This is a genomic window from Syntrophales bacterium, assembly GCA_035363115.1.
Classification (GTDB): Bacteria; Desulfobacterota; Syntrophia; order Syntrophales; family PHBD01; genus PHBD01.
Genome location: DAOSEM010000001.1, coordinates 107,621 through 134,461 on the forward strand (window position 1 = coordinate 107,621; position 26,841 = coordinate 134,461).

Sequence of the window (26,841 nt, forward strand, 5' to 3'; positions counted from 1 at the left end):
CCGTTCCGGGGCCGTTTTGCGTCGTGTTTCACCGGTTTCCGAACGGAGGGATTCCGGCCGCATGTTCAAGAAAGAGGTTCCGGACAAGCCTCAGAGTTTCACCCTCGCCGCGGAGGGAACACCCGGGGAGGCCTGTACCCTTTCCCTGTCGGGCCGGCTCGCCCTGGAGAACCTGGAGCGGCTGCTCGCGGAAGCCGATGCGTTTTTCGGGAGCCGTCGGCCGTCGGCCGTCCGGGTGGATCTCTCCCAGGTCCGTTACATGGACAGCGCCGGAGCCCTTTTCATCGGCCGTCTCCGGACGCTGGCCGCGGCCCGGTCCATTCCCCTGGAGCTGGCGGGCCTCGGGGAGGATGCCCGGCGGATCCTGTCGCTCGTGGAAAGCAGATCCGCCCCTGCCGTGACGAAGGCGGCCGCGGAGAAGCCGGGGGGGTTCTTCCCGAAGGTTGCGGATACGGCGGAGTCCCTGCTCGATGCCTTCGCGGACCTCATGACGTTTGTCGGGGAGGTCGTCCTGGCCCTGCTCCACGCCCTTTTCCATCCCCGCACGGTGCGCTGGAACGCCGTCCTGTTCTACATGAGAAGGGCCGGCGTGGAGGGCCTGCCCGTGGTCGGGCTCATCAGCCTGCTCCTGGGCCTGATCATGGCCTTCATGGCCTCCCTTCAGCTTCGCCAGTTCGGCGCCAACATTTACGTGGCCTCCCTTGTATCGATCTCCATCGTGCGCGAGCTGGGGCCGATCATGACGGCCATTCTCGTGGCCGGCCGCTCCGGATCGGCCTTTGCGGCGGAGATCGGCACCATGATGGTCAACGAGGAAGTGGACGCCCTGACGACCATGGGGTTCGATCCCGTCAAGTTCCTGGTGATCCCGAAAGTGATCGCCGCCCTCGTGGTCGTGCCCATCCTGACCCTGTACGCGGACCTGCTGGGAGTTCTGGGCGGCCTGATCGTCGGTGTGACGGGACTCGACATCACGGTCCATGCCTACATGACCCAGACCATCAAGAGCATCCGGATCTTCGACATGAACGCCAGCATGTTCAAGGCCATGTGCTTCTCCCTCCTGATCTCGGGCATCGTCTGCTACCGGGGCTTCCAGGTCCGGGGAGGAGCGGAGGCGGTCGGGGCGGCGGCGACCTCCGCCGTGGTGTCGGCCATATTCCTGATCATCGTGGCGGATTCGGCCTTCGCCATCATGCTGCACTACATCCGGCCGTAGGGGAGTGCCGGGAAAGGTTGACATGAACGATCCATCCGCGGTACCGGCTAACGGGACCGGGCCCGTCATCGAGGTCGAGAACCTGACGGCTGCCTACGGGGACCATGTCGTCCTGGAAAACGTCAGCATGCAGGTGCAGCCCGGGGAGATCATCGCGATCGTCGGGGGAAGCGGCTGCGGGAAGTCGACCCTGCTGAAATACCTCATCGGGCTATATCGGCCGACGTCGGGACGGGTCCGGGTCAACGGCGTGGACATCGCCGCGGCCGACGATGCCGCCCTGCAGGAGTTCAAGCGGCAGATCGGCGTCCTGTTCCAGTCGAGCGCCCTCATCGGCTCCATGACCCTGGCCGAGAACGTGGCCCTCCCGCTCCAGGGGCACACGGACCTCCCGCCGGCGATCATCGACGAGGTCGTACGGATGAAGCTCTCCATGGTGAACCTGTCGGGCTACGAGGATTACCTGCCGGCGGAGCTCTCGGGGGGCATGAAGAAACGCGCGGGCCTGGCCCGGGCCATGGCCCTGGACCCGACGATCCTGTTCTTCGACGAGATGTCCGCCGGCCTGGATCCCGTCACGTCGGTGGAGCTGGACATGATGGTCAGGAGCATCAACGAGGGCATGGGAACGACGATGGTGGTCGTCACCCACGAGCTGGAGTCGATCTTCACGATCGCGTCCCGGGCCGTCATGCTCGACAAGTCCTCCCGCGGCATCATCGCGGAGGGGCGGCCCCGGGACCTGCAGAAGGATACGTCCGATCCGCGGGTGTACCATTTCTTCAATCGCACGAGCGGTTCTTCCGCATAGGGAGGCATTCCGTCCATGGCCAGAATCAAGACTCCCAAGTTCCTGATCGGTCTGTTCATCACCCTGGGGGTTTCCATCGGCGTCGCCACGGTCATCTGGATCGGGGCGTCCAAGATCCTCCAGAAGGGCGATATGTACGTGACGTATTTCGACGAATCGGTACAGGGCCTTTCCCCGGACTCCATGGTGAAATACCGCGGCGTCGACGTCGGCCGCATCGACAGCATCCAGGTGGCCCAGGACCGGCGCCTCATCGAGGTGGTCATGAAGGTGGACCTGAAGCCCTCGGAGGCGAAGGACTCCGTGGCCCAGTTGAAGTCCGCCGGCCTCACGGGCATCGTCTTCGTGGACCTGGACCGGGTTCCCACGGGCGAGCGGGTCGATACGCCGCGGATCAACTTCACCCCGCCCTATCCCATCATCCCCTCCCAGGCCTCGGCGCAGAAGCTGATCCTGTCCGGCCTGGAGATGACCATCGCCAAGATCAAGGAAGTCGACCTGGCGGGGATCTCGAACGAGCTGAAGCGGGTGGAGAAGTCCATCAGCGAGTTCTTCGGGGGCAGGCAGACCCACCGCATCCTCGAGAACCTGGAATCCACGACGGCGCACCTCAATCACACGCTGGACAAGGTGGATCAGCTCGTCTCCGCGGGGCACCTGGAGGGTGCCCTGGATGACGCGAAGACCCTGTTCCAGGAAACAAAGGACGGCATTGTGGATGCCCGCGGACTGATCGATGACGTGCGGAAAGAGATCAAGGCGATGAATCTCGCCGAAACGGCCCGGCGGACCGAGGGCATGGTGACGGATCTCGACCACAAGACGCGGCAGATCACGACGGACATGGAACTGGCCGGGGAGAACATCCGCCGGGCCTCGGAAAATCTTGACGCGCTGCTCCAGAGGCTGGAGGCCAATCCTTCGGACCTGATCTTCGGGGAGCCTCCACCGCCCCGACGTTTCCGCTGAGGGAGGAATCGGAACATGACGAACAGGATGAAGAAAGGGTCCCGCATCGGCGCGACCGGGAGAATGAAAGCGGGATTGCGGGTTCTGGCGGTCGTCCTTCTTGCGGCGGGATTGCTTTGGGGCTGTGCCGGTGCAAAGCCGGCCCTCCTGGTGGATCATTATTCCCTTGAATACGATCCGCCCGCCTTCGAAGGGACGGCGCCTCTGGACGAAGTCCTCAAGCTGGACCGTTTTTCCGCCACGGAGGCCCTCCGGGGCGTCCTGATGATTTCCCGGCTGGAGCCCTATGTCTACTATGCGGATCCCTACCATCGCTGGCGGGTCAATCCGGCCGACCTGGCCACGGATTTCCTGGCCCGCGATCTGCGCAGCGCGGGGCTCTTCAAGGCTGTCTTCACGTGGCGGGATCCCGTGGACGCAAGGTTTGTACTCAAGGGCGCCGTGGAGGAATTCTCCGAGACCGGCGGCGCCGACGGCCGCCGCTCGCTCCTCGTGCTCCGGATGACGCTGATGGACATGAGCAAGAGCGACGTCCAGAACCGGGTCGTGTATCAGAAGAAATACGAGTCGTCCCTTCCCGTGGAAGGCCGGAGCGCCGGCGGCCTCGCCGCCGCAATGAGCCGCGCCATGGCCCTCCTGTCCCGTCAGATCATTCATGACGCCAGCACGGCGGTCCGGCGGAATGCCGGACCCGGGATGCCCGGAGATAAGAAGCCCACCGGCGAATGATACTGTTTCTTGTCCTCTACCTCCTCGTCTACGGGGGGGGCCATGTCTATGTATTCCTCAGGCTGGTGCGGGCGTTTTCGCTGCCGGCACCGGGACAGGGGGTACTCGGCGTTTTCCTGGCCATGATGGTTCTCCTTCCGGTGGCCGTTCACTTCCTCGAACGGATCGGCCAGGAGCGTGCAGCCTGCCTGGCATCCTGGACCGGTTTCCTCTGGATGGGGGTTCTGTTCTTCGCTTTATGCCTGCTGGCCGGCCTGGATGCCTGGAACTGGGTGATGCGGCTCGGGACGGTCGTCACGGGCGCGGACCGGTCCGCCTGGATGGTCGGGGCCCGGCCCGCGGCGCTCCTGGCCCTGGGAGGGGCGGTGCTGCTCTCCGTCTACAGCGCCTGGGAGGCGACTCGCCTCCAAACGGAGCGGATCGTTCTTCCGAGTGCCAAGGTTTCCCGGCCGGTGCGGATCGTCCAGATCTCGGACGTCCACGTCGGGTTCATCATCGCCGGGGACCGCGTCGGCCACATCGCCGCGGCCGTCGAGGAGGCCCGTCCGGACCTGGTGGTGTCCACGGGGGACCTGGTGGACGGCCAGATCGACAGCCTCCTGGATTCCATGGAGCGGCTCCGGGCGATCCGGCCGCCCCTCGGCAAGTTTGCCGTGACGGGGAACCATGAGTTCTACGCCGGCCTCGATCAGGCCCTTGCGTTCACCGAGGGAGCCGGGTTCACGGTTCTCCGGGGAGAGGGGCAGACCGTGGGCGGGGTCCTGAACCTGGCCGGTGTGGACGACGCGACGGGAATCCATGCCGGGCTGGCCCCGGCGGTGGACGAGCGGGCGGTTCTCGATCGCCTCGACCCCGGGCTTTTCACCGTTCTGCTCCGGCACCGGCCGGAAAACCGCTCCGCAACGGCCGGCCGATTCGACCTGCAGCTGTCGGGACATACGCACAAGGGACAGATTTTCCCTTTCAGTTTTTTCACGAGGATGGCATTTTCCCATCATGCAGGGGATTACCGGCTGCCCGGCGGAGGGCTTCTCCATGTCAGCCGAGGGACCGGGACCTGGGGACCGCCCATGCGGTTTCTGGCGCCTCCTGAAATTACCGTGATCGATCTCGTGCCCGGGCCCGGGCGGGAGGAAGCGAAGTGAACGAGCGGCCGGATCCGGAAGCGGTCCAGAGCGTTTTCAGGGATGTGACGGGCCATCGCGCCATTGCCGGGATCATCCGCAGCCACTCGACAAACAGCCGGGATGTCCGCCGTTACGCGCTGGAGGGACTCGATCTTTTGGATTGCCGCGACATCCTGGAGCTGGGGTGTGCCTTCGGCCCCTTCACCGAGACCCTGCGGGGGCGGGTCGCGCCGGAAGCCGCCGTTACGGGGGTGGACATCGTGGAGGCCTACGAAGAGCCGTTCCTCGAAGCCTGCGGCCGGGCGGGCCTTCGGGGACGATTCCTCCCGGAGGGAGTCCCGGTGATCCGGAGCTTCCCGGAGGCGTCCTTCGACCTGGTCCTGTGCTCCTTCGCCCTGTATTTCTTTCCCGAGGTCATTCCCGGGATCGCCCGGATCCTGCGGCCGGGCGGCCTGTTTGTCGTCATCACCCACGACCGGAACAACATGGGGGAGCTGGCGGACCTGATCCGGAGAACGCTGACGCGGCAGGGCGACCTCCCGGGGGGACGTCTTCCCGTGGAGAGCATCGTGGCGCGGTTTTCCGCGGAGAACGGCCGGGATCTCCTGGCGCCCTGGTTCGGGGAAGTCGAGACGCAGGACTACCGGAACACCCTGGTTTTCCCGCCGTCCGACATCCCCCAGATCCTGCAGTACATCCACTTCAAGAGCCCGTTTCTTCTGACCGGAACCGCCCGCACCGTCCCGGAGGTTACAAAGCTTCTGGAGGAGGAGCTTAAGCGCTGGATCCGGAGCACCGGAAGCATCCATCTGTCCAAGAACGACCGGATCTTCCGCTGCCGGCAGCCACGGTCCCGAAAGGACGGAACATGAGCACGCCGCGAAGGCATTACTGCCATGTCTGCGGGGGGGGAATCGTCCGCGAGAGGGACGATGAGGGAACCGACCGGGATTACTGCCGTCCCTGCGGCCGTTTCTTCTATGAGAACCCGCTCCCCGTCGTCTCGGCCATCGTGACGATGGACCGCTGGATCCTCTTTGTCCGGAGGGGAAAACGCCCCTACAGGGGGATGTGGTGTCTTCCCACGGGATTCGCCGAATCGGGGGAGAGCATCGAGGAGGCGGTCCTCCGGGAGCTGGAGGAAGAAGCGGGGATCAAAGGGAAAATCGCGGGGCTGGTGGACGTGGATTCCTACCGGAGCCGCTTCTACGGGGATCTTCTGTTCCTGACGTTCGAGGTGGAGCAGACGGGCGGCATCCTGCGGCCCGGGAGCGATACGACGGCGGTCCGGTACTATCCTCCGGACGAGCTGCCGCGAATCGCCTTCCCTTCGAACCGCAAGGCCATCGGGGCCTTTGTCCGGAGCAAGTCGGACTACTGGGCCATCGTCGATTCCTTCCGCCAGTCCGTCGGGGAGGAGCCGGCGGAGGGACGCCGGAACCTGCTGTCCGACCGGCTCGTCGAGGTCATCGAGGAGAACGCCGAATCGATCGCCCGCATGTGGATGAAAGAGGCCCTGACCAGCCGGACCACCGCCGGGTACCACCTGTTCGGCCGGGAGCGGCTTTTCGGGGGCGTCCTCGACATCCTGTCCCGCTTCAGCGCCTGGCTGGGAGGCGTCCGCGAGGACGCGGAGGTGAAGGATTTCTTCTCGGCCCTGGGACGGCAGAGCAGGAGGGAGGGCGTGCCGCTCAGCCACGTCCTGAGCTCGCTGAGCCTCGTGAAGAAGCACCTCTGGGAATTCGCCCTGTCGCGGGGGATGTGGCAGAAGACGCTGGATATCTACATGGCCCTGGAGCTGGACCGGCGGATCGTCATCTTCTTCGACCGCGCCGTCTTTCACGCAACCCAGGGCTACGAGTCGGGAAAAAATGAATAGAGGGATACTTCCCTGATTTTCCTCCGGGAAGGAAAGCAGGAACGCGTCCCTACATTTCGCTGTGGCGGCGACGCTCCTCTTCGAGCTCGGCCTTTTTCCGCTCCGCCATGCAGGCGGCGCACCAGCGGGTGTAGCCGCACCGGCCCTTGCAGTTCCAGAAGTCCTCTTCCGGATCCGGAGTTGTGGTGGATTCGGCGGATTTGGGCGTTTTTTCCTTTTCTTCCGATTCGGGCATGCTCATGTGCCTCGTGCCCCGGGAGGGCTTTCACCCGCGGCGGGAGAGATCCTGCCGCCGCGGGCGATCCCGGATGATCAGCCTTCCCGGTACAGCGCCTCGATGTCGTCCATGTACTTCTTAAGGACCACCCGTCGCTTGAGCTTCATCGTCTGGGTAAGCATCCCGTTCTCCAGGGTGAAGTTTTCCTCCAGCAGGAGGTATTTTTTCGGGATCTCGTACCCTCCGTATTTTCCCTTCAGGGCGCCGGTGATTTCCGCGGAGATAAAGGCTTTGACCTCGGCGTTTTCGACAAGGCTTTTCGGTTCCGTCGGCAGTCCCTTCTGTTCCGCCCAGCGTTGAAGGGCCGGGATTTCCGGAACCACGAGGCAAACGTTGTAGGGCCGGTTTTCACCGTAAATGACGCAGTTGGCCACCCAGGGAACGAGGCAGATGTCCTCTTCCAGGGCCGCGGGGAAGACGAATTTCCCGTTCTCCAGCTTGAACTGCTCCTTGATGCGCCCGGTGATGTAAAGGAAACCGTCCTTGTCGAGGCGGCCGCGGTCGCCCGTCCGGAGCCCCCCGTCCGGCATCAGGACCTCCCGGGTGGCGTCGGGCTTGTTGTGGTAGCCCTTCATGACGTTGGGCCCGTAGGCGATGATCTCTCCGTCCGTCGCCCCCGGCTCCACAACGGAGGAGTCGATGACGATCTTCACCTTGTCGATGGCCTGGCCGACACTCCCGAAGCGGAAGGCGTAGGAGGCATTCATGGCGATCGCCGGGGATGTCTCCGTCATGCCGTAGCAGTCGTAGACGGGGACGCCGATGTCGTAGAAGAAGTAGGCGATGTCCACGTTCATGGCGGCGCTGGCGGTCATGGAGCCCTTCAGCCGGCCGCCCAGCTTTTCGCGGATCTTGGAGAAGACGATCTTGTCGGCGATGGCGAACTTGACGTTCGTCAGGAAATCGGACTTTCCCTGGGCCGCCAGCTCCCTCTTCTTCTTCGCCGACGCCACACCCATGTCGAAGAGGGCCTTCGCGAGGCCGCCCTCCTCCCGCATCTTCGTCGTGATGCCGTCATAGATGCGGTTGAAAACGCGGGGAACTGCAACGAGCCAGGTCGGCTTGACCGCCAGGATGTCCTGCGCGATGGTGACGGGGCTTTCCGCCAGGCCCATGGAGGCTCCCATATGGATCATGGCGTACAGCTCGCCCGTCTGGCCGTAGGAGTGTGCCCAGGGGAGAATGGCGAGCGTCACGTCCTTCTCGCCCAGTTCGGGGTACTTGGCGATGCCGGCCTGGAAGTTGGTCGTGAAGTTTCCGTGGGTCAGAAGGACCCCCTTCGGGTCTCCTGTCGTGCCGGAGGTGTAGATCAGGACGGCCACGTCTTCCGGTTTGGGCCGGATCGAGGGAATGGGGTTCTTCTCCCCGATCCGCTCCAGGGCCTCCATGGTCCCCTCTCCGGTGCCCTCGATGAGATAGACGCTCTGGAGGGACGAGATCTCGTTCGGGAAATTCTTGATCTTCTCGTAGATCTCCGGCTTGGAGACGAACAGGACCTTCACCTGGCTGTCGGCGATGATGTACTTCCAGATGTGGAGGAGCTCCGCCTCATACATCGGGATGAACCGACCCCCGAGGCCGTACGTGGCAAAGGCGGCCACAACCCACTCCACCCGGTTGTTGGCGATGAGCCCGACGGCGTCCCCCTTGCCGATGCCGATCTGGGCGAGGCCTCCCCGCAGGTTGTCCACCCGGCGTCCCACCTCACCGAAGGTGACCCACTCGTAGACCCCTTCCTTGTTCTTCGTTCCGAACATGCGGTTTCCCGCATACTTCTTGACGCTTTCCTCAATCAGCTCCACGAGGTTATCCGGTTTGTCATATTTGTACATGGCTCTCTCCTTGCATCCATATATCTTCCGCGATTGCGCCCGTCCCCCCCTGCTGCGCATCGCGTCTTCGGCTGACAATCGGATTTTCCCGACATGTTTCCGGGCACGTCCAGCGTCCCGGCACCCGCCTATAACCGTTTCCCGGCGTTTTGACAATAAATTGTTGTCTCGTTGACTCGGGAATAATATCAAAAGGTTGCGCTTGCCGCTGACTCTCCGGCCACGTATCCCGTGGAGAAGGCGGCCTGGAGGTTGTATCCCCCCGTGTCGGCGTCCAGGTCCAGGATCTCGCCGCAGAAGAAAAGCCCCTCCACGAGCCGGGAGGCCATGGTCCGGGGATCCACTTCCCGGAGGGAGACGCCCCCGGCGGTGACGATGGCGGCGGACATGGGGAGGGAGCTGCGGATGTTGAAGCGGAACGACTTCAGGAGGCCCAGGAGTGCGTCCCGTTCCGCCGCCGTCACCTGGCCTGCCTGCCTGTCCGGGGCGATTCCCCACCGCTCGAGGAAGGCCCCGACGGCCTTCCGGGGCAGGAGCCCCTCCAGGATCCGGGCGGCCGATCTCTTTCCATGGCGGTCCAGGTCGCGCTGGAGGCGGTCCCGGAGCTGCTCCCGGGTCAGGGCGGGCTTGAAATCGACGGCCACCGAGACGGGACCCTGCTTCAGGGCGTCCACCACGGCCAGGCTCATGAGCAGCGTGACGGGTCCGCCGATCCCGAAGTGGGTCAGCATCATCTCGCCCATGCGGCTCTCGATGATCCGCCCGGACGGCTTTTTCCCCGGGATGCCCCTTCCGATGTCCCGGGTCGGGTTCCGCTCCTCCCGGATCTCGCCGGCCCGGCAGGTGTACGCGGTGAGCCGCACGTTTCGGAGGCTGACGCCCTGCATGGACCGGGCGGTGTCGGTCTCCTCGACGACAAGGGGCACCAGGGCGGGACGGAGCGGGACGAGGGTGTGGCCGGCGGCACGGGCCATGGCATAGCCGTCGCCGGTGGATCCCGTGGCCGGCCAGGTGGATCCGCCGGCCGCCAGGATGACGGCCCGGGCGGGGGTCCATCCCGCCTCCGTCTCGACGCCGGTCACGCGGCGGCCTTCCAGGCGCAGCCCGGAGACCCGGGTGCGGGTCCGGACCTGTACGCCCCCCGCGGACAGGTACCGGCGGAGGGCCTCCACGACGTCGGCGGCGCAGTCGGAGGCGGGGAAGATTCTCCCTCCCCGCTCGCTCTTGGTCTCGATGCCGAAGCGCCCCAGGAGATCCAGCAGCTCCTCTCGGAAGAAGCGCCGGAAGACGCCGTGGAGAAAAGGCCCGTTCTCCCCGAACATGGCGATGAAGTCCCCGATCTCCCTCGTGTTCGACAGATTGCAGCGGCCCTTGCCGCTGACCAGGATCTTTTTTCCCGGCCGGTCCGTCTTTTCCAGGAGCAGGACCGCCCGGCCGCATTCGGCCGCCCGGCCTGCCGCCATCATTCCTCCCGCGCCGGCTCCGACCACGACGATGGGCTGCTCCTCCGGAGGCTCCTCCCGCTCCTTCTTCTTCATTCCACCCGTCCTTTCATATAGGCTTCCTACCATTCCCGCCGGGTCCGGTCAACGATGCCGCAGAAAGCCTATCTCCTTGAAATCTCACGCGGGAACTTTTCTTGAACTCCCGGGGGAAAGGTTATATACACCGCTCAACGAAATCTCGGAAAGGACCCGGCACATGCCGCAAAAACTGAAAGAAGCACTTAAAACCATTGAGGAATATAAGAAGGAGTCGCCTCACTACGAGGAGCTCCTGGACATCCTCGGAGATATCCTCATCCTCCGGGAAAAGTATCTCCAGCAGGTGGACGAAGGGACCTTCTCCCTGGACGAGCGGCTTGTCGAGTCCAAAATCGAGGGGGGATTCCCCCTGGTGGACGTGCTCGGCGGCACGTATGATCTTTCCAAGCCGAAGGAATACTTCCTCGAACTCCTCGAGATCGCCGAACGGCGCGTTCCGGGGGAGACGGGGGACGTTGCCCAGAGGATCCGGGAGGGCGAGATCGATTTCGAGGACCTGATCCACCGCTCCTTTGCCCCGGACGATGCCGACGAGGATCAGGGCGAAGAAGAGGGGGCGGACAGCGAGACCTTCGATCTCATCGACCTGTTCCTGGAGGAGAGCCTCCGCCCGTTCCTCTCCCGGCTGGCCGCCCGCTACGGAAGCCGGATCGCCGCCGCCAACTGGACGGAAGGCTATTGCCCCGTCTGCGGCAAGGAGCCCAAGATCGGCGAGATCCGGCAGGAGGAGGGGTTCCGCTACCTTTTCTGCAGCCAGTGCGGCTACGAGTGGAATTTCCGCCGCATCAAGTGCCCCTTCTGCGGAAACGAGGAGCACGACAGCCTTGCCTACTTCACCGTCGAGGGGGAGGAGCGCTACCGGGTCGACGTCTGCAACGTCTGCAAGCGCTACATCAAGATGGTGGACTTCCGCGAGCTGAAGAAGGAGGCCAACCTGGACGTGGAGGATATTGCGACTCTCCATTTGGACATACTGGCCAACGAGGAAGGCTACGAGTAGCGACCCTGGAAAATGCGCGGATGCTGCGTTGCGCATCGCCTCTCGTCGGTGCGGCGTACACAGGGGTACGCCTCCCTCCTCGCGACTCGCGCGCCTTGCCTGCGCGCATTTTGCAGGGTCGCTTGGGGTGAAGCGTAGCGGCTTTGGAAATTGGCCGGATGCTTCGTTGTGTCGGATCCTTCGTCGCTGCGGCGTACGCAGGGGTACGCCTCACTCCTCGTGATCCGCACGCCTCGCCTGCGGCCAATTTGCAAAGCCGCTTGGGTGGAGAGTAGCGACCCTGGATAATGCGCGCAGGCTGCGTCGTGAAAAAAAAAGGGGGGCAGATTTCAAATCTGCCCCCTTTCAAGTGGAGCCTCCCGTGAACGATCGGGCCATCACGAAAATCCTCGCCATCCTGGAGAAGAACCTTCCCGGCTGGGACATGCCCATCGTCTCCGCCCTCGCCGACGATCACGCCGACCCCTTCCTGCTTCTCATTTCCACCCTCCTCAGCCTCCGCACGAAAGACGAGGTGACCGCGGAGGCCTCCGAGCGCCTCTTCCGGCTGGCCGACACGCCCGCGAAGATGCTGGCCCTTCCCGAGGAGACCATTGCCCGGACCGTCTTTCCCGTCGGCTTTTACCGGACGAAGGCGCGGACGATTCACACCGTCTGCCGGGACCTGATCGACCGGTTCGGGGGGCGGGTGCCCGACACGATGGAGGATCTCCTGAGCCTCAAGGGCGTCGGCCGGAAGACCGCGAACCTGGTCCTCTCGCTGGGATACGGGATAGACGGCATCTGCGTGGACACCCACGTCCACCGGATCTCGAACCGGCTGGGCTACGTGCTGACGAAGACACCGGGAGAAACGGAGACGGCCCTCCGGGCGAAGCTTCCCGTCCGCTGGTGGAGCCGCTACAACACGCTGATGGTGGCCTTCGGCAGGACCGTCTGCAAGCCCGTCTCGCCCCTCTGCACCCGCTGTCCCGTCGGCCCGTTCTGCGACCGGGTTGGCGTATCGAGAAGCCGCTGACGGCCGGAAGGCCCGCGCGGCAACGGATTCCGGAGAAAACATGAAAAGGCGGCGGCTGGCATGAGCTTCTGGATCGGCCTGGTTTCCGGTGTCTTCGGCGGCATGGTCGGGATGGGCGGCGGCGTCCTGATGATCCCGCTGATGGGCCGGTTCCTGAAACTGCCCCAGCACGTCTGCCACGGCACCAGCCTCGTGGCGGTTGTCTTCACCGGGATCGCCGGCGCGGCCACCTACGCCTGGTTCGACCACGTGGACTGGACGGCGGCCCTGCTCCTGGCGGCGGGGGCGTTCTGGCCCGTCCGCGCGGGGGCCCGGCTCTGCAGGACCATGCCCGAGCGGAATCTCCGGCTGGTCTTCGGTCTTTTCCTGGTCTTCACGTCCCTTCTTCTTTTGGCCAGGCCCTGGCTATTCACGGTGACGGCGGCCTCCGCAAGGGACTGGACCTGGGTCGCCGTTCTCCTTGCCGGCGGGGCCGTCACGGGATTCCTGTCGGGGTTGATGGGCGTGGGCGGCGGGGCGTTCATGATCGCCTTCATGGTTCTCCTGGCGGGGTTCGAGCAGCAATCGGCCCAGGGCAGCTCGCTTCTCGCCATGATTCCGCTCAGTGCCATCGGGGCCTGGACCCACTGGAGCCTCGGAAGCGTCAAGAAAGCCGTTCTACCGGGGCTCATCCCGGGAATCCTCATCGGAACGGTGGCGGGCGGCATGGCGGCTGCCTTTCTGCCGGAGCACATCCTCCGGGTTGTCTTCGCCGCCGTTCTCATCGTGACGGGAATCCGGTACTTCCGCAAGGCCGCTCCCGCCTGCCCGGACGACTGAGAGATCGGCCGCGGGATATGCCTGTAAAATTCATGGACTGACCGGTTACAGAAAAATGGGGCGCCGCTGTTGCAGGACTGGCGCGGGTTTTGAAAATTTCATTGACAGGTTCTCCGGATTTAAGATACCAAATCGCCGGTTTCAAAGGGGGGGGAGGCCGCGCCCCTGACGGGTTCAGCGGCGAAAGTATCCACAAGAGGATAATCCACGAGGGAGAAAGAGCACATGTTGGAAATCCGATGGCATGGAAGGGGGGGCCAGGGAGCGGTGACGTCCGTGGAGCTCCTGGCCATGGCGGCAATCGACGAAGGCAAGTTCGCCCAGGGCTTCCCGAGCTTCGGCCCCGAACGACGAGGGGCGCCGGTGGAGGCGTTCAACCGGGTGGACACCAAGCAGATCAAAATCCGATCCCGCATTTACAATCCCGATGTATCGGTGGTTCTCGACGAGAGCCAGGTCGGTCCGGCCGTTGTAGCCGGTCTGAAGACGAGCGGGACCCTGATCGTCAATACGGCGAAAAAGGCCGGCGAGGTACGGGACCTCCTGAAGAAAAAGAACGCCGCCTTCGACGGGAAGATCGCCACGGTGGATGCCACGGGGATCGCCTGGAGCGAGCTGGGCGTACCCATCACGAACACCACCATGCTGGGAGCGCTCCTGAAGGTGACGAACGTGGTCAAGCTGGACGCCCTCAAGGAGCCGGTGGAGCACAGGTTCGGCCGGATCGCCCAGAAGAACCTGAAGGCCCTCAAGCGCGCCTACGACGAAGTCAAGCTCAGCTGATTCATTGACGGATGAAACCATGCCCGCTTCCCCCGGGGAAGCGTGACAAGAGAGGTTGCTAACATGAAGAAGTGGCCGGAAACATGGAAGGAATATAACACCGGAGGGATCGTTTTCGAGCCGGGCAACGCCCGTTCCTTCAAGACGGGACCCTGGCGTTCCCTGAAACCGGTGTGGGACAACAGCAAATGCATCAAGTGCGGGGTCTGCTATATCTTCTGTCCCGAAGGATGTGTCCAGGAGGGACCCGACGGATTTTTCGCGGCTGACCTGGATTACTGCAAGGGCTGCGGCATCTGCGCCCACGAATGCTGGCCGTCCGCCATCAGCATGATCGAGGAGGGTCACGAGTCATGACAAAACCCGTTGGAATGGAAGTGGCGGTCGCCGCAGCGGAAGCGGTCGCCCTCTGCAACATCGACGTGGCCGCCTGTTATCCCATCACCCCGAACACGCACATCGCCGAGCACCTGGCCGATATCGTCGCGGACGGGAGAATCGACGCCGAGTACATCACCGTCGAGTCGGAGCACTCGGCCCTGAGCGCCGTCATGGGCGCCTCCGGGACGGGAGCACGGACCTTCACGGCCACCAGCTCCCAGGGCCTGATGTACATGCACGAGATCCTGCCCATCACGCCGGCCATGCGGCTGCCCGTGGTCATGGGCCTCGGCAACCGGGCCGTCTCGGGCCCCATCAACATCTGGAACGACCACAGCGACATCATCATGCAGCGCGACTCCGGGTGGCTGTCCATCTTCGCCGACAACGGACAGGAGGCGGTGGACATGTTCATCCAGGCCTTCAAGATCGCCGAGCATCCCGATGTCCTCCTGCCCATCAATGTCAACATGGACGGGTTCCAGCTCACCCACGTGGTGGAGCCCATCGTCTTCCCCACCCAGGCGCAGGTCAACAAGTTCCTGCCGCCCTACAAGCCCTTCGCCTCCCTGCACCCGGACCATCCCCTCTCCATGGGCACCCTGGGGCTGCCGGACATCTACACGGAAGCCGTGAAGGCCCGGGACGTGGCCACGGTAAACGCGAAGAAGGTCATCCTCGAGATCTGGAAGGAATGGGAGAAGATGTTCGGCCGGAAATACGAGCCGGTCGCCTCCTACAAGACCTCGGGCGCGGAAATCCTGCTTTTGACCATGGGCTCCATGGGCGAGACGGCGGAAATGGCCGTCGACGAGTTGCGCAAGAAGGGCGTGAAGGTCGGGCTCCTGAAGCTGAAGCTCTGGCGGCCCTTCCCCTTCGACGAAATCCGCAAGGCCGTCCGGGGGGCGAAGACGCTGGTCGTGACCGACCGGGCCGTTTCCTACGGCGGCCCCGGCGGCCCCGTCTGCTCGGAGATCCGCGGCGCCCTGTACGATCAGCCGAACCGGCCCGAGATCGTCAATTACATCATCGGCCTCGGCGGAAGAGACGTCCGCGTGGAGGACTTCATGAAGATGGTCGAGGGAGCCCCCAAGGCCAGGAAGTCCGGCGATGCTTACCAAATCTACGGTGTGAGGGAGTAAGATGAGCACCTTGACGGTTACACCCAATTACGCGACGGGATTGGTTTCGAACTTCGACCTGTTCGCCGGGAAACTGGTGGACCGGGAAGAATATTTCAGCTGCGGCCACCGGGCCTGCCAGGGATGCGGCGAGGCCCTGGCGATCCGCCTGATGTGCAAGGCCCTCGGGAAGGAAACGGTCATCGCCAACGCCACGGGCTGCATGGAGGTCATCTCGACCCTGTATCCCACTACGGCGTGGAAGCTGCCCTGGATCCACGTGGCCTTCCCCAACGCGGCGGCTGTCGGCGCCGGCGTTGAGACGGGCCTGAAGGTCCTCCGGCGGAAGGGGCGGATCCCCGACCGCTACATCAAAACCGTGGCCATCGGCGGCGACGGCGGGACCGTGGACATCGGTCTCCAGGCCCTCTCGGGAGCCATGGAGCGGGGCCACGACATGCTGTATGTCTGCTTCGACAACGAGGCCTACATGAACACGGGCATCCAGCGCTCCAGCGCGACACCCTTCGGCGCTTCCACGACGACGGCCCCGGCGGGTGCGGCCAGCCCGGGCAACCGGACCTGGAAGAAGAACGTGCCCGAGATCATGGTGGCCCACAACGTTCCCTACGTGGCCACGGCCTGCCACAGTTACCCCATCGACTTCATGAACAAGGTCAAAAAGGCCCGGGCCGTCAAAGGCCCCGCCTACATCCACTGCCTCGCCGTATGCCCCACGGGCTGGCGGGCCGAATCGAAGGACTGCATCAAGCTGGGACGCCTGGCGGTGGAAACGGGAATCTTCCCCCTCTACGAAGTGGAGAACGGGAAGTACCGCCTGACCGTGGAGAAGCCGGAAAAGCTCCGGCCCGTGACGGATTACCTGAAGTTGCAGGGGCGGTTCCGCCACTTGAGCAAGGAAGAGGTCGGCTATTTCCAGGATCGGGTAAACCTGGAATTCGCCAAGCTCATGAACAAGGTGGAGTGCATCCAGTCCTGGGACGAACTGAAAGGGTAGGAATCGCAGCTTCCGGCCCCGGACGGGGTGAAGGAAGTCAATCATTTCAAAGGTGGCATACATGAAACCGGTTGCATTCAGCAGTTGGAACGGAAAGATCATTGACGGCCGCAAGGGCCAGCCCAAGGGCAAGGCCGGAGCGGCGGACATCGGTTGTCCCGTCCCCAAGGAAGGCCAGAAGATGTCGGCCCTCATGGGATGGAACGGCCTGGTGGTACTGGACAAGAACGCGGACATCCCCTCGCTGACCCTGGCTTACCTGAAGGAAGCCCGGAAGCTGTCCTGCGGTGAGTGCTCCGTCTGCATGATCGGCATCGACCGGGTGACGGCGCTCCTGAAGGACATGGCCGCCGGAAAGGCCGACAAGGGAGCCCTCGGGGAGATCGAGGAGATCGCAAAGGGCGTGGCGAAGAACGGCAAGTGCAATTTTGGCCGGGCTACCGCCCTGACGCCGGTACTCGACGCGATCAAACACTACAAGAGCGATTTCCTGGCCCTCGCCAAGGGCGGGAAGCTGGAAGAGAAGGCCTGCTCGGTCGCCGTAACGGCCCCCTGCATGCAGGCCTGTCCGGCCACGCTGGACATTCCCGGCTACATCGAGCTGATCCGGAACGGCCGCTTCGCCGACTCCCTCGACCTGATCCGGGAGCGGTGCATCCTGCCTGGGGTCATCGGCCGGGCCTGCACGCATCCCTGCGAGAGCGCCTGCGTGCGGAACGATATCGACGAGCCCCTGGCCATCCGGCTCCTGAAGCGGAGCGCCGCGGATGCTGACCTCCAGGCCGGCGGCTGCGGCCTTGCGGCCCCGAAGGAGGAGAAGAAACAGAAGGTGGCCGTGGTGGGATCGGGACCCGCGGGTCTGGCGGCAGCTTACCGCCTGCGCGCCCTGGGCTACCCGGTGACGGTGTTCGAGGCCCTGTCCAAGGCCGGCGGCATGGCGGCAGTGGGCATCCCCGATTACCGGCTCCCCAAAGACATCCTCAACCACGAGATCGATCTCATCCGCCGCGCGGGCGTGGACGTCCGGCTGAACAGCCCCGTCAGCCCCCTCGACTGGGCGGACCTGCAGAAGAAGGGCTACGGAGCCCTCTACCTGGCCGTCGGCGCCCACGTGGGCACGAAGGTCGGCTGCGGCGGGGAGGACGTACAGGACGGCGGCTTCATCCAGGGCGCCGAGTTCCTCCGGAACCTGAGCCTGGGCGGAAAAGTCACCCCCCTGAAGAAGGTCGTCATCATCGGCGGCGGCAACGTCGCCCTCGACTGCGCCCGGAGCTGTGTCCGCTTTGGATTCAAGGAAGTGGAGATCCTCTACCGGCGCTCCCGCAAGGAGATGCCCGCCAGCGCGACGGAGATCGAGGAGGCCATGGAGGAGGGCGTGAAGTTCACCTACCTGGTCGCCCCGGCGAACATCGTCCGGCAGGGCGGCAAGCTGACGGGCGTCGAGTGCCTCAAGATGAAGCTGGGCGAGCCCGACGCGAGCGGCCGGCGGCGCCCGATCCCGGTCAAGGGGTCCGAGTTCGTCGTCAAGACGGACCTGATCATCGCCGCCACGGGCCAGAAGCCCGACACAGCGTTCCTGTCCGGGAAGAGCAAGGTCGGCCTGACCGACTGGGGCACCATCAAGGTAGACGAGGCCACGCTCCAGACGAACGTCCCGGGGGTCTTCTCCGGCGGCGACTGTGTCAGCGGCCCGGCGACCCTGATCGAGGCCCTCGACGCCGGCAACAAGGCGGCCAAGAGCATCGACGCCTACCTGGCTGGGAAAGCCTTCGCCCCCGAGCTGTCGCTCAAGGGTCTTGACACCAAAGCCCAGCGGGACAGCGGCTTCACCGCGAAGGCCGGCGCCGCCAAGGCGGCCCTTCTGAACCCGAAGGAACGCACCGCGGTCTTTTCCGAGGTGGAGGCGGGTCTGTCGGCCGGTGACGCCATGAAGGAAGCGGCGCGCTGCCTGCGCTGCTATCGGCTGATGGTGTGGGAATAACTGGTTCCTTCCCCCTTCGGGCGGGACGGACTTGCTGGAATTCACGAGAATAGAGGTTAGCAAATGGTTGCGATCACGATTGACGGGCGAAAGATAGACGCCAAGGAGAACTCGACGGTTCTTGAGAATGTCCGGAGCCAGGGAATCATCCTGCCCACCCTCTGCCACCACGAGGAAGTGAGCCCCTTCGGGGCCTGCCGACTCTGCACGGTGGAGGTCAAGGCCAACGGAAAGTGGCAGCTTGCCACCTCCTGCAACACGCCGGTAACGAAGGGCATGGAGGTCCGGACCAACTCGGAGCAGGCCGTCGAGGCGCGCGCCCTGGCGGCCCGGCTTCTTTACTCGAAATATCCGAAGACGAAGGCCGTTCGGGACATCGCCAAACAGATCGGCGTGGCCGTAGCCGACGAGAAGGCCGACGCGAAAGACTGCGTCCTCTGCGGACTCTGCGCCCGGGCCTGCCGGGAAGTGGTGGGCGCCTGCGCGCTGACCTTCGCGGACCGCGGGCTGGGCCGCGACCTGGACGAGCCGAAGATCGACTTCATCACGGACGCCTGCATCGGCTGCGGATCCTGCGCCTTCATCTGCCCCACGGGCTATGTGCGCATGGAGACCACAGGCGACCGCCGGATGATCTGGGACAAGGTCTTCAAGATGGCCACCTGCAGCGTCTGCGGCCGCTACTTTGCGCCGGAAGACCAGTTGGCCTTCATCAGCAAGCAGACCGGCGTGCCGATGAGCGCGCTGAAAACCTGCGTCAGCTGCCGGTAAACCAAGCGGGAACGGGTATTTCTCCCGATACCGAATCGTCTCTTGACAAGGGACCGCTTTTTTCCTAAAAAGCGGTTCCGTTTTTTTACACCGACGCATTCCCCAGTAGCTCAGTCGGTAGAGCAGATGGCTGTTAACCATCGGGTCTGTGGTTCGAGTCCGCACTGGGGAGCCAATAAAGAAGAGGGGTTAGCCAAGGTCAGGTTAACCCCTTTTTCTTTGTCCCCCCAATCTGTCCCGCTATTGTCCCTCCAGTGGCTTCACAGAATCCCTTTTAGCGAGTCCAGTCCATTCTATCGCCTTACCCTGCTCATAGCTTGCCATTGAGTACCCATCTTTTTTTCGGGGGAGAGATGCGCCTGTGAGAATTCATACAGAACGAGAGATTACGTATTATTCATTGAAGTTGAGATTTGCGCTTATTGAATCGAGGTCTCATATGTTTCATAGTAAATCTGAATGGTTATTGATGTGAAAAATTTGGTAACTTGAATGATTATCCCAGTACCTCCAGCATTTCGGCCACGACCTCCACGCTGCCCTCGTCTTCGCATGTAAGCACAATGGGCTCAAAATCCCGATTAACCGGCTTGAGTAAAACTTCTACATGCCGCCAGGTGCCGTCTTCAGAAACCGCCTTCTTGCTTTCGTAGCGCTTGACCGTAAAACGCTGGCCTGTATCCGGATCTGTTTTATCCCGTAACAGAACGACCACTGTACGGCCTTGGCGTGTACCTTCGACAGGTGACCCGAAGAGGCAATAAGCGCCGTCGGGAATCGCCGGCTCCATTGACTTGCCCATCACTTGAGCGACAAACATCCCTTTCCGTAAGCGTCGGCCCGTATCAATTTCCACCCAATCTTGATCCCAATCCTCACTGCCACCAGGCTGTGGCTCCCCAAAATATCCAGCGGCGATCTTCAGTGGCATCAGCGGGACACAATTGATGAATCGATTTTGGGGACGTGGTCGTACGATCCTCAAGACAAAGGGCCCTCGCTCCTTGCCCGCCTCCTGTCCTCGCTTGTACCAGGTTGCATCCTTCTTCAGGGCTTCCCGGAGCTCTCCGGCGTTGAGATAGCCGGCCAGCCTCCGGAAGTGGCGGGTCATGGCGCCTTCGTCGGCAAGGTCGCTTACAGCGATTTCGATCACTTCGTAACCATTGTTTCGCAGCCAGGTGCGGATGCGTTGATCCTGTTCCGCAGTCGCCGCATTGCCATGCAGATGCCCGCTCAGGCCGTCCAGATAGATGCACACCCCTTCGTCTTCTTCATGGTGAGGCGCACAATAGATGACGTCCGGGGTGGTTGTCCCGATGACGCGGTCAAGCCTGATCTGCCGGCCGCGGATTCCCTCCTCGAAACCGGCCGCCAGGAGCAGATGCCGGAGTCGACGTTCTGCCTCGTTGACCGGGTGCGTTCCCTCGTCGGGTTCCTTGGACGGCTGCTTGGCCGGGATGGCATGGCTCGCTGTCAGATGGTCACCCCAGGCTGCAAGCCGCTCCTGTGCCGCCATCCGATCGAGGTACTTGTGATAATAGCTGTTGCGGAAAGTCTGGAGGCAATCAATGCATGATTTTTCACAGGCTGCGGGACAGTTTCCGACAACCTCCCGGGCCACGGCTATAATCTCCTCGAAGCGTTCACAGAGCTGATCGAGGAGGCCGGAACCGCCGGGCATGGGATCCCACAGCAGGGCATCCACCTCGTCCCGGTCCACATGGCCAATGACCAGGATCTGCAGGTCATCCAGGTGCATGTCCAGCACCCGGGCTGCGGCAAAACGCAGCGCCTCGAGGACACTGTAGGCCCTGGTCTGGTCCGGGCAGGCGGGCAGCGACAGGACGTCGGCCACGACGTCGGCATAAAAACCGACTGGCTCAATGGGCTTCCCGCAGCGTTCCAGGTGGGACTGCTCGAAATGCTCGCGCTGCCGGTCTGAGGAGAGCGGGGACACGCTCTGGCCGCAGACCCGACATACGGGATAGCCGAACCTCTCGAATCGGTCGATGGCGATCGAAGCGCCCACATTGACCATGCGCAGCCTTACGCCACGGCGGTGATGCAGGACCTGTTCGCCCCAGCGGTAAGCTTGGCCGCCTTTGTGCTGGTCACGTTCCAGACCATATACCGCCACGCCCAACTGAAACCGCAATTCCTCCTCATCGGAAATGTGCGACTGGTGGACCAGATCGACATCGCAAACCGCAATGGTTTGCAGGGTAACAGCACCGAGTGCGCCCGGAGCGACGCCCAGTTTTGTCTCCTTGACGGCCTGGCGCTCGGAGGAAACCTCGAAAACGGGCATTTCAATCCGTTGCTCATCGATATCGCGATGGAAGCGGCGTGACACGAAGCGATTTCCGTTGGCGTAGATCAGATTGCCCGGCACATACTCCCGAAGCGCGACGCTGGGAGGCCGGGGCAGGTTGAAAGCCATAGCGCCGGTTCGCCAAAAGGGGATCTCGGCGGACCCCAGGATGGAGCCGACTTCCAGGCCGTAGCCAGGGAGAAAGCCTTCGGCGGCCAGTACGCCGAAGGTGTTCACGTCGTCATACCCTTCTGCCTCGCGCCGGGTCCTTCGCGCCGTGCCCTTGAGCCGCTTAACGAGACCGTCGCAGCGCCGGAACAAGGCCTCATCCTCCTGATTCAGATCACCCTGTTTCTCCCGCACCGCGTTGAGCCGCCGTATCTGTTCCAAGGCCCATCTCAGGCGGCGATCCAGCCGGCCAATCACTTCCGCAAGGCTGACCACCATTCCCTCTGCATGGGCGCGAAGCACCTCCGGCCACGTCACTTCAGCATCCGCTTCCGGCCAGCCCTGGCAAAAAGCGCGCTCCACATAGCCGCAGAGGTCATCCATATTCCCGTCGATCAAGGCCTGTAAGGGGCTCAGATCGGGGAGCTTCTCGCGCACGAGGCCCCCATCGAAGAGATAGGCCGAGACCCGGTCGGGCAGGCAGGTCTTCAGCGTATCGGCAATCTCCCGTTTCTCTGCGGTCGATCGGGAAGGGTCCTTCCCATATTGATGCAGCCTGGTAATGGCCGTGGCATGGACATGCTTGGCAACCATCAGGTCGTTGCGCAGATTGAAGGCAGGCGGATCCACCCGGCCCGCCAGGAGCTTCAGCGGCTCGGCGAAATAGGCCCGGTCGTGGGAAACCGGCCGGCAATAGGTCATATCCACCGCCATGCGGTGACGCCTGCCCGCCCGGCCGGCCCGCTGCCAGTAATTGGCCGGCAAGGGCGGCACATTACGCATGAGAATCGCGTCAAGCTTGCCGATGTCCACCCCCAGTTCGAGGGTCGGGGTGCAGACAAAGGCATTGACCGCCTCGGAATCGCCTTTGAAAAGGTTCTCCAACCGTTCCCGCTCCTCGTGCGGGACCATGGCCGTGTGCTCTTCCGGACGGAGCATGGAGTAGCCCTGGTCGAGGAGTTGCAGGTCATAGTTGTCCGGATCTTCACGGACGAATTCGAGGACACCGTCACAGCGCCAGGCCGGACAGGCCAAGTTCGGGGCGCGACGCGTTGTCCGCCGCCGGCAGTTTTTGCAGCGCCAGACGCCATGATTCTGCTGAAGCCGCAGGCGATCCGCGTCTACCTGATAGACGCCGCTGACATTCGGCAGCGGGTTTCCCTTCGCCCCCTTGAGACGCACCGGTTTGAGGAGTCCCGCGTCTTTGCTGCTCAGAAAACGGAACAGGCCTGTCAGGAAGCCCTCGACATTCTCCGCAGAGACGCCCCATTTTTTGGCCATCTGGCGGATCGTCGTGTCCCCCCGCTCGCTGAGCCACTGGGTCACAAGCTCCGGTTTTTCATCCGGTTCCCGATGGAGCTTCGTTCCGACCGGCCCGCCCGCCTGGGGTAGATAGCCCTGCTGGACTTCGAGATCGCCTTCCTGCCAGTATTTGGTAAAGATTTCCCATTCCGGATCGTGCAGTATCCGCTTGCGTCGCAGATAGTCGAGAAGACCGGCGACGCCGTCCCGCAGATCCTCGGGGGGCATCCCAAGGCTGTGGGCGTTCTCCTGAATCCAGGGAAGCGCCGGATCGAGACCTTCGTAATCTACCTTCATCCGTCCCCAGGGCTCCAAGCCGATGGCCTGCCGGGAGGAAAGGGTGACCTCGCGCAACACCTGAATCCGGAGGAATTTCCGCCTCTCCTTTTCGTGGCGTCCCCCACCGCCTTCCCGGCGAACAACCTGCCATACCTCGGGCACCAGGGCGCGGGAAAGGGCCTCGTCCTTCTCCAGGATTTCGTCGAGATGCATCGCCAGATCGCCAATCGAAACGGCGCCCGCCTTCAGCCCTTCGGCCATGAGTGCGCGCAGGCGGAAACGACGGGCATGGTCCTTCATCCACCCGGCCTGGAATGCGGCATCCTGTCGGTTGTCGCAGAAGACCAGGAGACGCGGCCGTTCCGAATGGTGAACCATGTCCTGTGCCAGGACATGGACATCGGCTACATTGGTGGCGCGGACAGGGCGGGCGGGCTCCCGGTAGGTGCTGCCGATGCGGCGGCCGTTGGCCCCGCAGGAAAGGCAACTGGAGAGTTTCCCGGGATCTTCTTTCTTTTGCCGTATGGCATAGAGAACGACGGTTTTACCAGCCGCGCCGCAGTGGCGGCACCGGCCGACCGGCTCGGGATGGGCGGCGCCGCAGTGCCGGCAGAAGTGTAGCGCAGCGGTCCGTTCATGGTCATCGAGATCCTCGTCTTCCGTTCCCCCGACGATCCGGTCCAGAAGTACCACCCGACGTCCTCCCTGGGCTTCCTCCAAAGGCATCCAGAAAGATCCGTCGCCTGTCGCCTCACCGCCGCCCGGCCGCCGGAGCGTGAAATCGAAGTCTTTCAAGAAGGCAATGAAGTAATGCTGACCGCAGGTCGTGCAGGTGGTTACCGGAAAGTGGGCGTGCCGTTCCTCCCCGTCACCGGCTTCGATCTCATCTTCGGCGGCAAGCCAGAGCATCGGCCCCGGATCGCTTTCGGGGAAGGTGACCACGGCCCCGCTGATCCCGCGGATAAAGCCATGAACGACAGGCCGAACAAGCGGTCGTCCCTCCCTCCTTGCCGCCGCGCCCAGGGTCAACCAGGCCAGGATCTCGGCCTCGGTGATGGCCCGGCCGGTCTTTTTTCCCAGGATCTCCGGCAATTCCTCGAGCGGCCGCGGTGAAGCGAGCGCCTCGCTCAACTGGAAGAGCAACTCGTTTCGGGACAGCGCTTCGTAGAGGGCTTCAGGCCATTTTCCCCTGGCCAGGTCGGCAGTGGTCAAGGCGCGATAGACGGTGCGGATGGCAGCCCCGTCCCCCTCTTCCTCCTCCACTGCTTGCACGCAATCGTTGAGCAGGCGCCCGGCGTCTTTTGGTTTCGATGGCGTGAATCGGTCTTCTGCCCACACCTCTGCCTCATAGGCCTCGCTCACAGTGACAACCGACTCCTCCCCCACGCCGAAGAAGCGGCTGGCAAAGTCCCTGGCTGCATCGGGGTTCCGCCGGTCGGCAATGGTTGCCGAGGTGGCGATACAGACAGTGTCCTGGGCCTCGCGGCCGCAAAAGGCCCGCAGTCGGCGGATGAGGCAGGCCGTTTCGGCCCCCTGGGCGCCGGCGAAGGTGTGCGCCTCGTCGAAGACCAGAAAATCAAGTCTCGCGTCGGAGAACAGCTCGACATCCCGCTGGCGTGTAAGCAGGAGTTCCAACTGTTTGACGTTCGTCAGCAGGATCCGCGGCTGATGGCCCGCCTTGCGCATCGCTTCCCGCGAGCAGACCTCCTCGGCGGGATAGACCGTCTCGCCCCTTTTCTCCCGGCGATATTCGGCCAGTTTTGCCTCGTAGTCAGCGAGAGACGCCCCCGCAGGAAGACGGTATCCCGCGACATCTACTTCCCGTTCGGGGGTCTTGCCGACGTACATGCCGAAGCTGATGCCGGTGCCGGCTAGAAGGGATCGCAAACGGCCAAGTTGGTCTTCGGCCAGAGCGTTCATCGGATAGACGATCACGGCACAGATGCCGGCAGACGCGCCTTCATCCCTCAGGGTGAGACATTTACTGATGACCGGATAGAGGAAGCATTCGGTCTTCCCGGAGCCGGTACCCGTCGAGACCAGCGTGGTCCGCCCGGTATGGATGGCCCGGATCGCCTCTTCTTGGTGTCCGTAAACCCGGCCGATCTCCTTCGGGACGCGTTCCCGCATGAGGGGATGAAAGATACCCTCGCGAACCAGATCCTCCAGCGCTGCGCCCTGCCGGAAGGGCCGCGAGAGGCTGATATACGGCCCCTTCAGGAGAGGAGATTGGCGCGTCTCGTCGAGCGAGAGGAGCCGCCGCATTTGCAAGAGCAGGCGTTCATCGGCAAAGGGGTAGGCGGTGAGCTGGTAGCGAAGAAAACTCCGGACGACCTTTTCAGTGAAGACAATGGGGTTCAATGCCATGATCAGCCCTCAAGATTTGTGTGGCTTAGGGGAGCCGTCGCTCTTTCCCGGCCTAACCGGCCGTGCCGCCTTTCAGGGCAAGCACCGCCCCGAGAAGCGGGTGCCGCCTGATATCCGCAGCCATCTCTCCGAGATGGACCACCTTTTCCAGCGGTTCGATCCGATACCCGGTCTCACTGGCACAGCGCCTCAGGTATTCCAGGCTAACGTTCATCAGGCTCCCCCGACGATAATAGCACCATGGGAAGGATCAGGTTCCAGCGCCGGACAAGGAGGCCGCCCCTCTGCCCCCGTTCGACGTAGGCCCGGGAACGCGGGCGGTGCTGCACCATGCGGGCGAGAAGATCATCAGGCACATGGAAGCTCTTCTGAAACTTCTCCAGGAACCACCCTGTCGCCGCCCAGAGCTTTGCCATGTCATACCGGCGCAGGACCTCTTCCAGGAGTTCAAGATCGAGGGTCGTGAACCCGGCGGCAGAATGGACCAGTTCCTCCAGCCCTCCGGTCAGCGACGGCCGGCTGAATCCCTCGACCAAAGTGCGCTCGGGGCCTGTGACTTCCAGCAGTTTTCCCAGGTGCGCGATCCGCCGAATGCCGAGCTGCTTGCCTGAGTCGCCCTTCATCGAAAGGGGGAGATCCAGGAAGCGGAGAGTCGCATTTTCCAGTACAAGCGGCCGACGGCGCTTGGCAACATAAAGGGTGCACTGATTCCAAAGCGAATGCGCGGCCCCGAGCAGCTCCAGGGCGCTGTGATGAGAGAAGACGGCATCAGGATACATGGCACTTGCCACCAGAAAAGGATCGGGATGGAAATCTTTCGGGGACAGGGTCGGCGGCACAACGGCGTATATCTCACGGGTGACGCGTTTCAGGCGGCCGGTCCGGAGGTGATGCTTGAGCCGTTCGACGACGCGCAACCGCTTTCCATCCGGCATCAAGTCAGCGGCAGCCTCATCAAGGGAGAACACCGGATGGGTGGCAAAGAAATCAGGAGTCTTAAGTTTTCGTTCGGTGCTCATATGGGTAATAAAATTCCCCGTATCAATCCAAAACGTCAACTATGCAGCGGATTTGTCCGTTTGCAATGTGTTTCACTATGGGTAGTTCTTTTACCTGTTCGGTCACAATATGCAAG

The 26,841-nt window shown here is 63.2% G+C and carries 22 protein-coding genes and 1 tRNA gene; 17 read left to right on the forward strand and 6 right to left on the reverse strand.

Features of this window, described 5'->3' with window-relative positions; genetic code table 11:
• Positions 1–61: 61 nt before the first annotated feature.
• The 7 genes from PLO63_00480 to PLO63_00510 are packed head-to-tail and all read left to right on the forward strand — an operon-like array spanning position 62 to position 6,734.
• The gene (locus tag PLO63_00480) at positions 62–1,219 is read left to right on the forward strand and encodes an ABC transporter permease (GenBank protein ID HOI72593.1); all 1,158 of its coding nucleotides are present in this window, start codon (positions 62–64) and stop codon (positions 1,217–1,219) included.
• A 22-nt stretch (positions 1,220–1,241) separates the two neighbouring features.
• Complete coding sequence (locus tag PLO63_00485) at positions 1,242–2,030, forward strand: ATP-binding cassette domain-containing protein (GenBank protein HOI72594.1); 789 nt, start codon at positions 1,242–1,244, stop codon at positions 2,028–2,030.
• A gap of 15 nt (positions 2,031–2,045) precedes the next feature.
• Complete coding sequence (locus tag PLO63_00490) at positions 2,046–2,999, forward strand: MlaD family protein (protein ID HOI72595.1); 954 nt, start codon at positions 2,046–2,048, stop codon at positions 2,997–2,999.
• Positions 3,000–3,014: 15 nt separating this feature from the next.
• A complete protein-coding gene (locus PLO63_00495; protein HOI72596.1) occupies positions 3,015–3,728 on the forward strand; it encodes an ABC-type transport auxiliary lipoprotein family protein in 714 nt (237 codons plus the stop codon).
• Positions 3,725–4,873 carry a metallophosphoesterase gene (locus tag PLO63_00500; protein ID HOI72597.1) on the forward strand — a complete coding sequence of 383 codons (1,149 nt, stop codon included), beginning with the start codon at positions 3,725–3,727 and terminating at the stop codon, positions 4,871–4,873. The genes PLO63_00495 and PLO63_00500 overlap by 4 nt, the downstream gene beginning before the upstream one ends.
• Positions 4,870–5,727 carry a class I SAM-dependent methyltransferase gene (locus tag PLO63_00505; GenBank protein HOI72598.1) on the forward strand — a complete coding sequence of 286 codons (858 nt, stop codon included), beginning with the start codon at positions 4,870–4,872 and terminating at the stop codon, positions 5,725–5,727. Before PLO63_00500 ends, PLO63_00505 begins: the two co-directional genes overlap by 4 nt.
• Positions 5,724–6,734, forward strand: a complete 1,011-nt coding sequence (locus tag PLO63_00510; GenBank protein ID HOI72599.1) for an NUDIX hydrolase — start codon at positions 5,724–5,726, stop codon at positions 6,732–6,734. The genes PLO63_00505 and PLO63_00510 overlap by 4 nt, the downstream gene beginning before the upstream one ends.
• A 49-nt stretch (positions 6,735–6,783) precedes the next feature.
• On the opposite strand, the gene PLO63_00515 is transcribed toward PLO63_00510, so the two are convergent.
• From PLO63_00515 to PLO63_00525, 3 genes are all read right to left on the reverse strand, one after another.
• The gene (locus PLO63_00515; GenBank protein HOI72600.1) at positions 6,784–6,969 is read right to left on the reverse strand and encodes a hypothetical protein; all 186 of its coding nucleotides are present in this window, start codon (positions 6,967–6,969) and stop codon (positions 6,784–6,786) included.
• 77 nt (positions 6,970–7,046) lie between these two features.
• Complete coding sequence (locus PLO63_00520; GenBank protein ID HOI72601.1) at positions 7,047–8,843, reverse strand: long-chain fatty acid--CoA ligase; 1,797 nt, start codon at positions 8,841–8,843, stop codon at positions 7,047–7,049.
• A 188-nt stretch (positions 8,844–9,031) separates the two neighbouring features.
• Positions 9,032–10,381 carry an NAD(P)/FAD-dependent oxidoreductase gene (locus PLO63_00525; protein HOI72602.1) on the reverse strand — a complete coding sequence of 450 codons (1,350 nt, stop codon included), beginning with the start codon at positions 10,379–10,381 and terminating at the stop codon, positions 9,032–9,034.
• Positions 10,382–10,544: 163 nt separating this feature from the next.
• Between PLO63_00525 and PLO63_00530 the strand changes: the two genes are divergently transcribed.
• The 10 genes from PLO63_00530 (at position 10,545) to PLO63_00575 (ending at position 19,454) form a co-directional block, all read left to right on the forward strand.
• A complete protein-coding gene (locus tag PLO63_00530; protein ID HOI72603.1) occupies positions 10,545–11,387 on the forward strand; it encodes a formate dehydrogenase accessory protein FdhE in 843 nt (280 codons plus the stop codon).
• A gap of 361 nt (positions 11,388–11,748) precedes the next feature.
• Positions 11,749–12,405 carry an endonuclease III gene (gene nth / locus PLO63_00535; protein ID HOI72604.1) on the forward strand — a complete coding sequence of 219 codons (657 nt, stop codon included), beginning with the start codon at positions 11,749–11,751 and terminating at the stop codon, positions 12,403–12,405.
• A gap of 60 nt (positions 12,406–12,465) precedes the next feature.
• The gene (locus PLO63_00540; GenBank protein ID HOI72605.1) at positions 12,466–13,224 is read left to right on the forward strand and encodes a sulfite exporter TauE/SafE family protein; all 759 of its coding nucleotides are present in this window, start codon (positions 12,466–12,468) and stop codon (positions 13,222–13,224) included.
• Between the two features lie 225 nt (positions 13,225–13,449).
• Positions 13,450–14,007, forward strand: coding sequence for a 2-oxoacid:acceptor oxidoreductase family protein (locus tag PLO63_00545; protein HOI72606.1), 558 nt, complete (start codon positions 13,450–13,452; stop codon positions 14,005–14,007).
• Positions 14,008–14,070: 63 nt separating this feature from the next.
• On the forward strand, positions 14,071–14,364 hold the full coding sequence (locus PLO63_00550; GenBank protein ID HOI72607.1) for a 4Fe-4S binding protein: 294 nt from the start codon (positions 14,071–14,073) through the stop codon (positions 14,362–14,364).
• Positions 14,361–15,530, forward strand: a complete 1,170-nt coding sequence (locus tag PLO63_00555; protein HOI72608.1) for a transketolase C-terminal domain-containing protein — start codon at positions 14,361–14,363, stop codon at positions 15,528–15,530. Before PLO63_00550 ends, PLO63_00555 begins: the two co-directional genes overlap by 4 nt.
• A gap of 1 nt (position 15,531) precedes the next feature.
• Positions 15,532–16,527, forward strand: a complete 996-nt coding sequence (porB, locus tag PLO63_00560) for a pyruvate synthase subunit PorB (protein ID HOI72609.1) — start codon at positions 15,532–15,534, stop codon at positions 16,525–16,527.
• Between the two features lie 61 nt (positions 16,528–16,588).
• Positions 16,589–18,508 carry an FAD-dependent oxidoreductase gene (locus PLO63_00565; protein ID HOI72610.1) on the forward strand — a complete coding sequence of 640 codons (1,920 nt, stop codon included), beginning with the start codon at positions 16,589–16,591 and terminating at the stop codon, positions 18,506–18,508.
• A 63-nt stretch (positions 18,509–18,571) separates the two neighbouring features.
• Complete coding sequence (locus PLO63_00570) at positions 18,572–19,279, forward strand: 2Fe-2S iron-sulfur cluster-binding protein (protein HOI72611.1); 708 nt, start codon at positions 18,572–18,574, stop codon at positions 19,277–19,279.
• 99 nt (positions 19,280–19,378) lie between these two features.
• Positions 19,379–19,454: transfer RNA gene (locus PLO63_00575), tRNA-Asn, on the forward strand.
• Positions 19,455–19,775: 321 nt separating this feature from the next.
• On the opposite strand, the gene PLO63_00580 is transcribed toward PLO63_00575, so the two are convergent.
• From PLO63_00580 to PLO63_00590, 3 genes are all read right to left on the reverse strand, one after another.
• Entirely contained in the window at positions 19,776–25,604 is a 5,829-nt protein-coding gene (locus tag PLO63_00580) for a DEAD/DEAH box helicase (protein HOI72612.1), read from the reverse strand.
• Positions 25,605–25,758: 154 nt separating this feature from the next.
• Positions 25,759–25,920, reverse strand: a complete 162-nt coding sequence (locus tag PLO63_00585) for a hypothetical protein (GenBank protein HOI72613.1) — start codon at positions 25,918–25,920, stop codon at positions 25,759–25,761.
• Positions 25,910–26,725: a hypothetical protein gene (locus PLO63_00590; protein ID HOI72614.1), complete on the reverse strand. Its 816-nt coding sequence runs from the start codon at positions 26,723–26,725 to the stop codon at positions 25,910–25,912. Before PLO63_00590 ends, PLO63_00585 begins: the two co-directional genes overlap by 11 nt.
• Positions 26,726–26,841 lie beyond the last annotated feature (116 nt).

Excerpts from the sequence above, each read along its gene's own strand:
- PLO63_00520 (HOI72601.1), bottom strand. The coding sequence starts at position 8,843 with ATGTACAAATATGACAAACCGGATAACCTCGTGGAGCTGATTGAGGAA.
- PLO63_00580 (HOI72612.1), bottom strand. The coding sequence starts at position 25,604 with ATGCGGCGGCTCCTCTCGCTCGACGAGACGCGCCAATCTCCTCTCCTG.
- PLO63_00525 (HOI72602.1), bottom strand. The coding sequence starts at position 10,381 with ATGAAGAAGAAGGAGCGGGAGGAGCCTCCGGAGGAGCAGCCCATCGTC.
- PLO63_00485 (HOI72594.1), top strand. The coding sequence starts at position 1,242 with ATGAACGATCCATCCGCGGTACCGGCTAACGGGACCGGGCCCGTCATC.
- PLO63_00570 (HOI72611.1), top strand. The coding sequence starts at position 18,572 with ATGGTTGCGATCACGATTGACGGGCGAAAGATAGACGCCAAGGAGAAC.
- PLO63_00590 (HOI72614.1), bottom strand. The coding sequence starts at position 26,725 with ATGAGCACCGAACGAAAACTTAAGACTCCTGATTTCTTTGCCACCCAT.
- PLO63_00545 (HOI72606.1), top strand. The coding sequence starts at position 13,450 with ATGTTGGAAATCCGATGGCATGGAAGGGGGGGCCAGGGAGCGGTGACG.
- PLO63_00515 (HOI72600.1), bottom strand. The coding sequence starts at position 6,969 with ATGCCCGAATCGGAAGAAAAGGAAAAAACGCCCAAATCCGCCGAATCC.
- PLO63_00555 (HOI72608.1), top strand. The coding sequence starts at position 14,361 with ATGACAAAACCCGTTGGAATGGAAGTGGCGGTCGCCGCAGCGGAAGCG.
- PLO63_00510 (HOI72599.1), top strand. The coding sequence starts at position 5,724 with ATGAGCACGCCGCGAAGGCATTACTGCCATGTCTGCGGGGGGGGAATC.
- PLO63_00490 (HOI72595.1), top strand. The coding sequence starts at position 2,046 with ATGGCCAGAATCAAGACTCCCAAGTTCCTGATCGGTCTGTTCATCACC.
- PLO63_00530 (HOI72603.1), top strand. The coding sequence starts at position 10,545 with ATGCCGCAAAAACTGAAAGAAGCACTTAAAACCATTGAGGAATATAAG.
- PLO63_00565 (HOI72610.1), top strand. The coding sequence starts at position 16,589 with ATGAAACCGGTTGCATTCAGCAGTTGGAACGGAAAGATCATTGACGGC.
- PLO63_00550 (HOI72607.1), top strand. The coding sequence starts at position 14,071 with ATGAAGAAGTGGCCGGAAACATGGAAGGAATATAACACCGGAGGGATC.
- PLO63_00500 (HOI72597.1), top strand. The coding sequence starts at position 3,725 with ATGATACTGTTTCTTGTCCTCTACCTCCTCGTCTACGGGGGGGGCCAT.
- PLO63_00585 (HOI72613.1), bottom strand. The coding sequence starts at position 25,920 with ATGAACGTTAGCCTGGAATACCTGAGGCGCTGTGCCAGTGAGACCGGG.
- PLO63_00540 (HOI72605.1), top strand. The coding sequence starts at position 12,466 with ATGAGCTTCTGGATCGGCCTGGTTTCCGGTGTCTTCGGCGGCATGGTC.
- PLO63_00495 (HOI72596.1), top strand. The coding sequence starts at position 3,015 with ATGACGAACAGGATGAAGAAAGGGTCCCGCATCGGCGCGACCGGGAGA.
- PLO63_00480 (HOI72593.1), top strand. The coding sequence starts at position 62 with ATGTTCAAGAAAGAGGTTCCGGACAAGCCTCAGAGTTTCACCCTCGCC.
- porB (HOI72609.1), top strand. The coding sequence starts at position 15,532 with ATGAGCACCTTGACGGTTACACCCAATTACGCGACGGGATTGGTTTCG.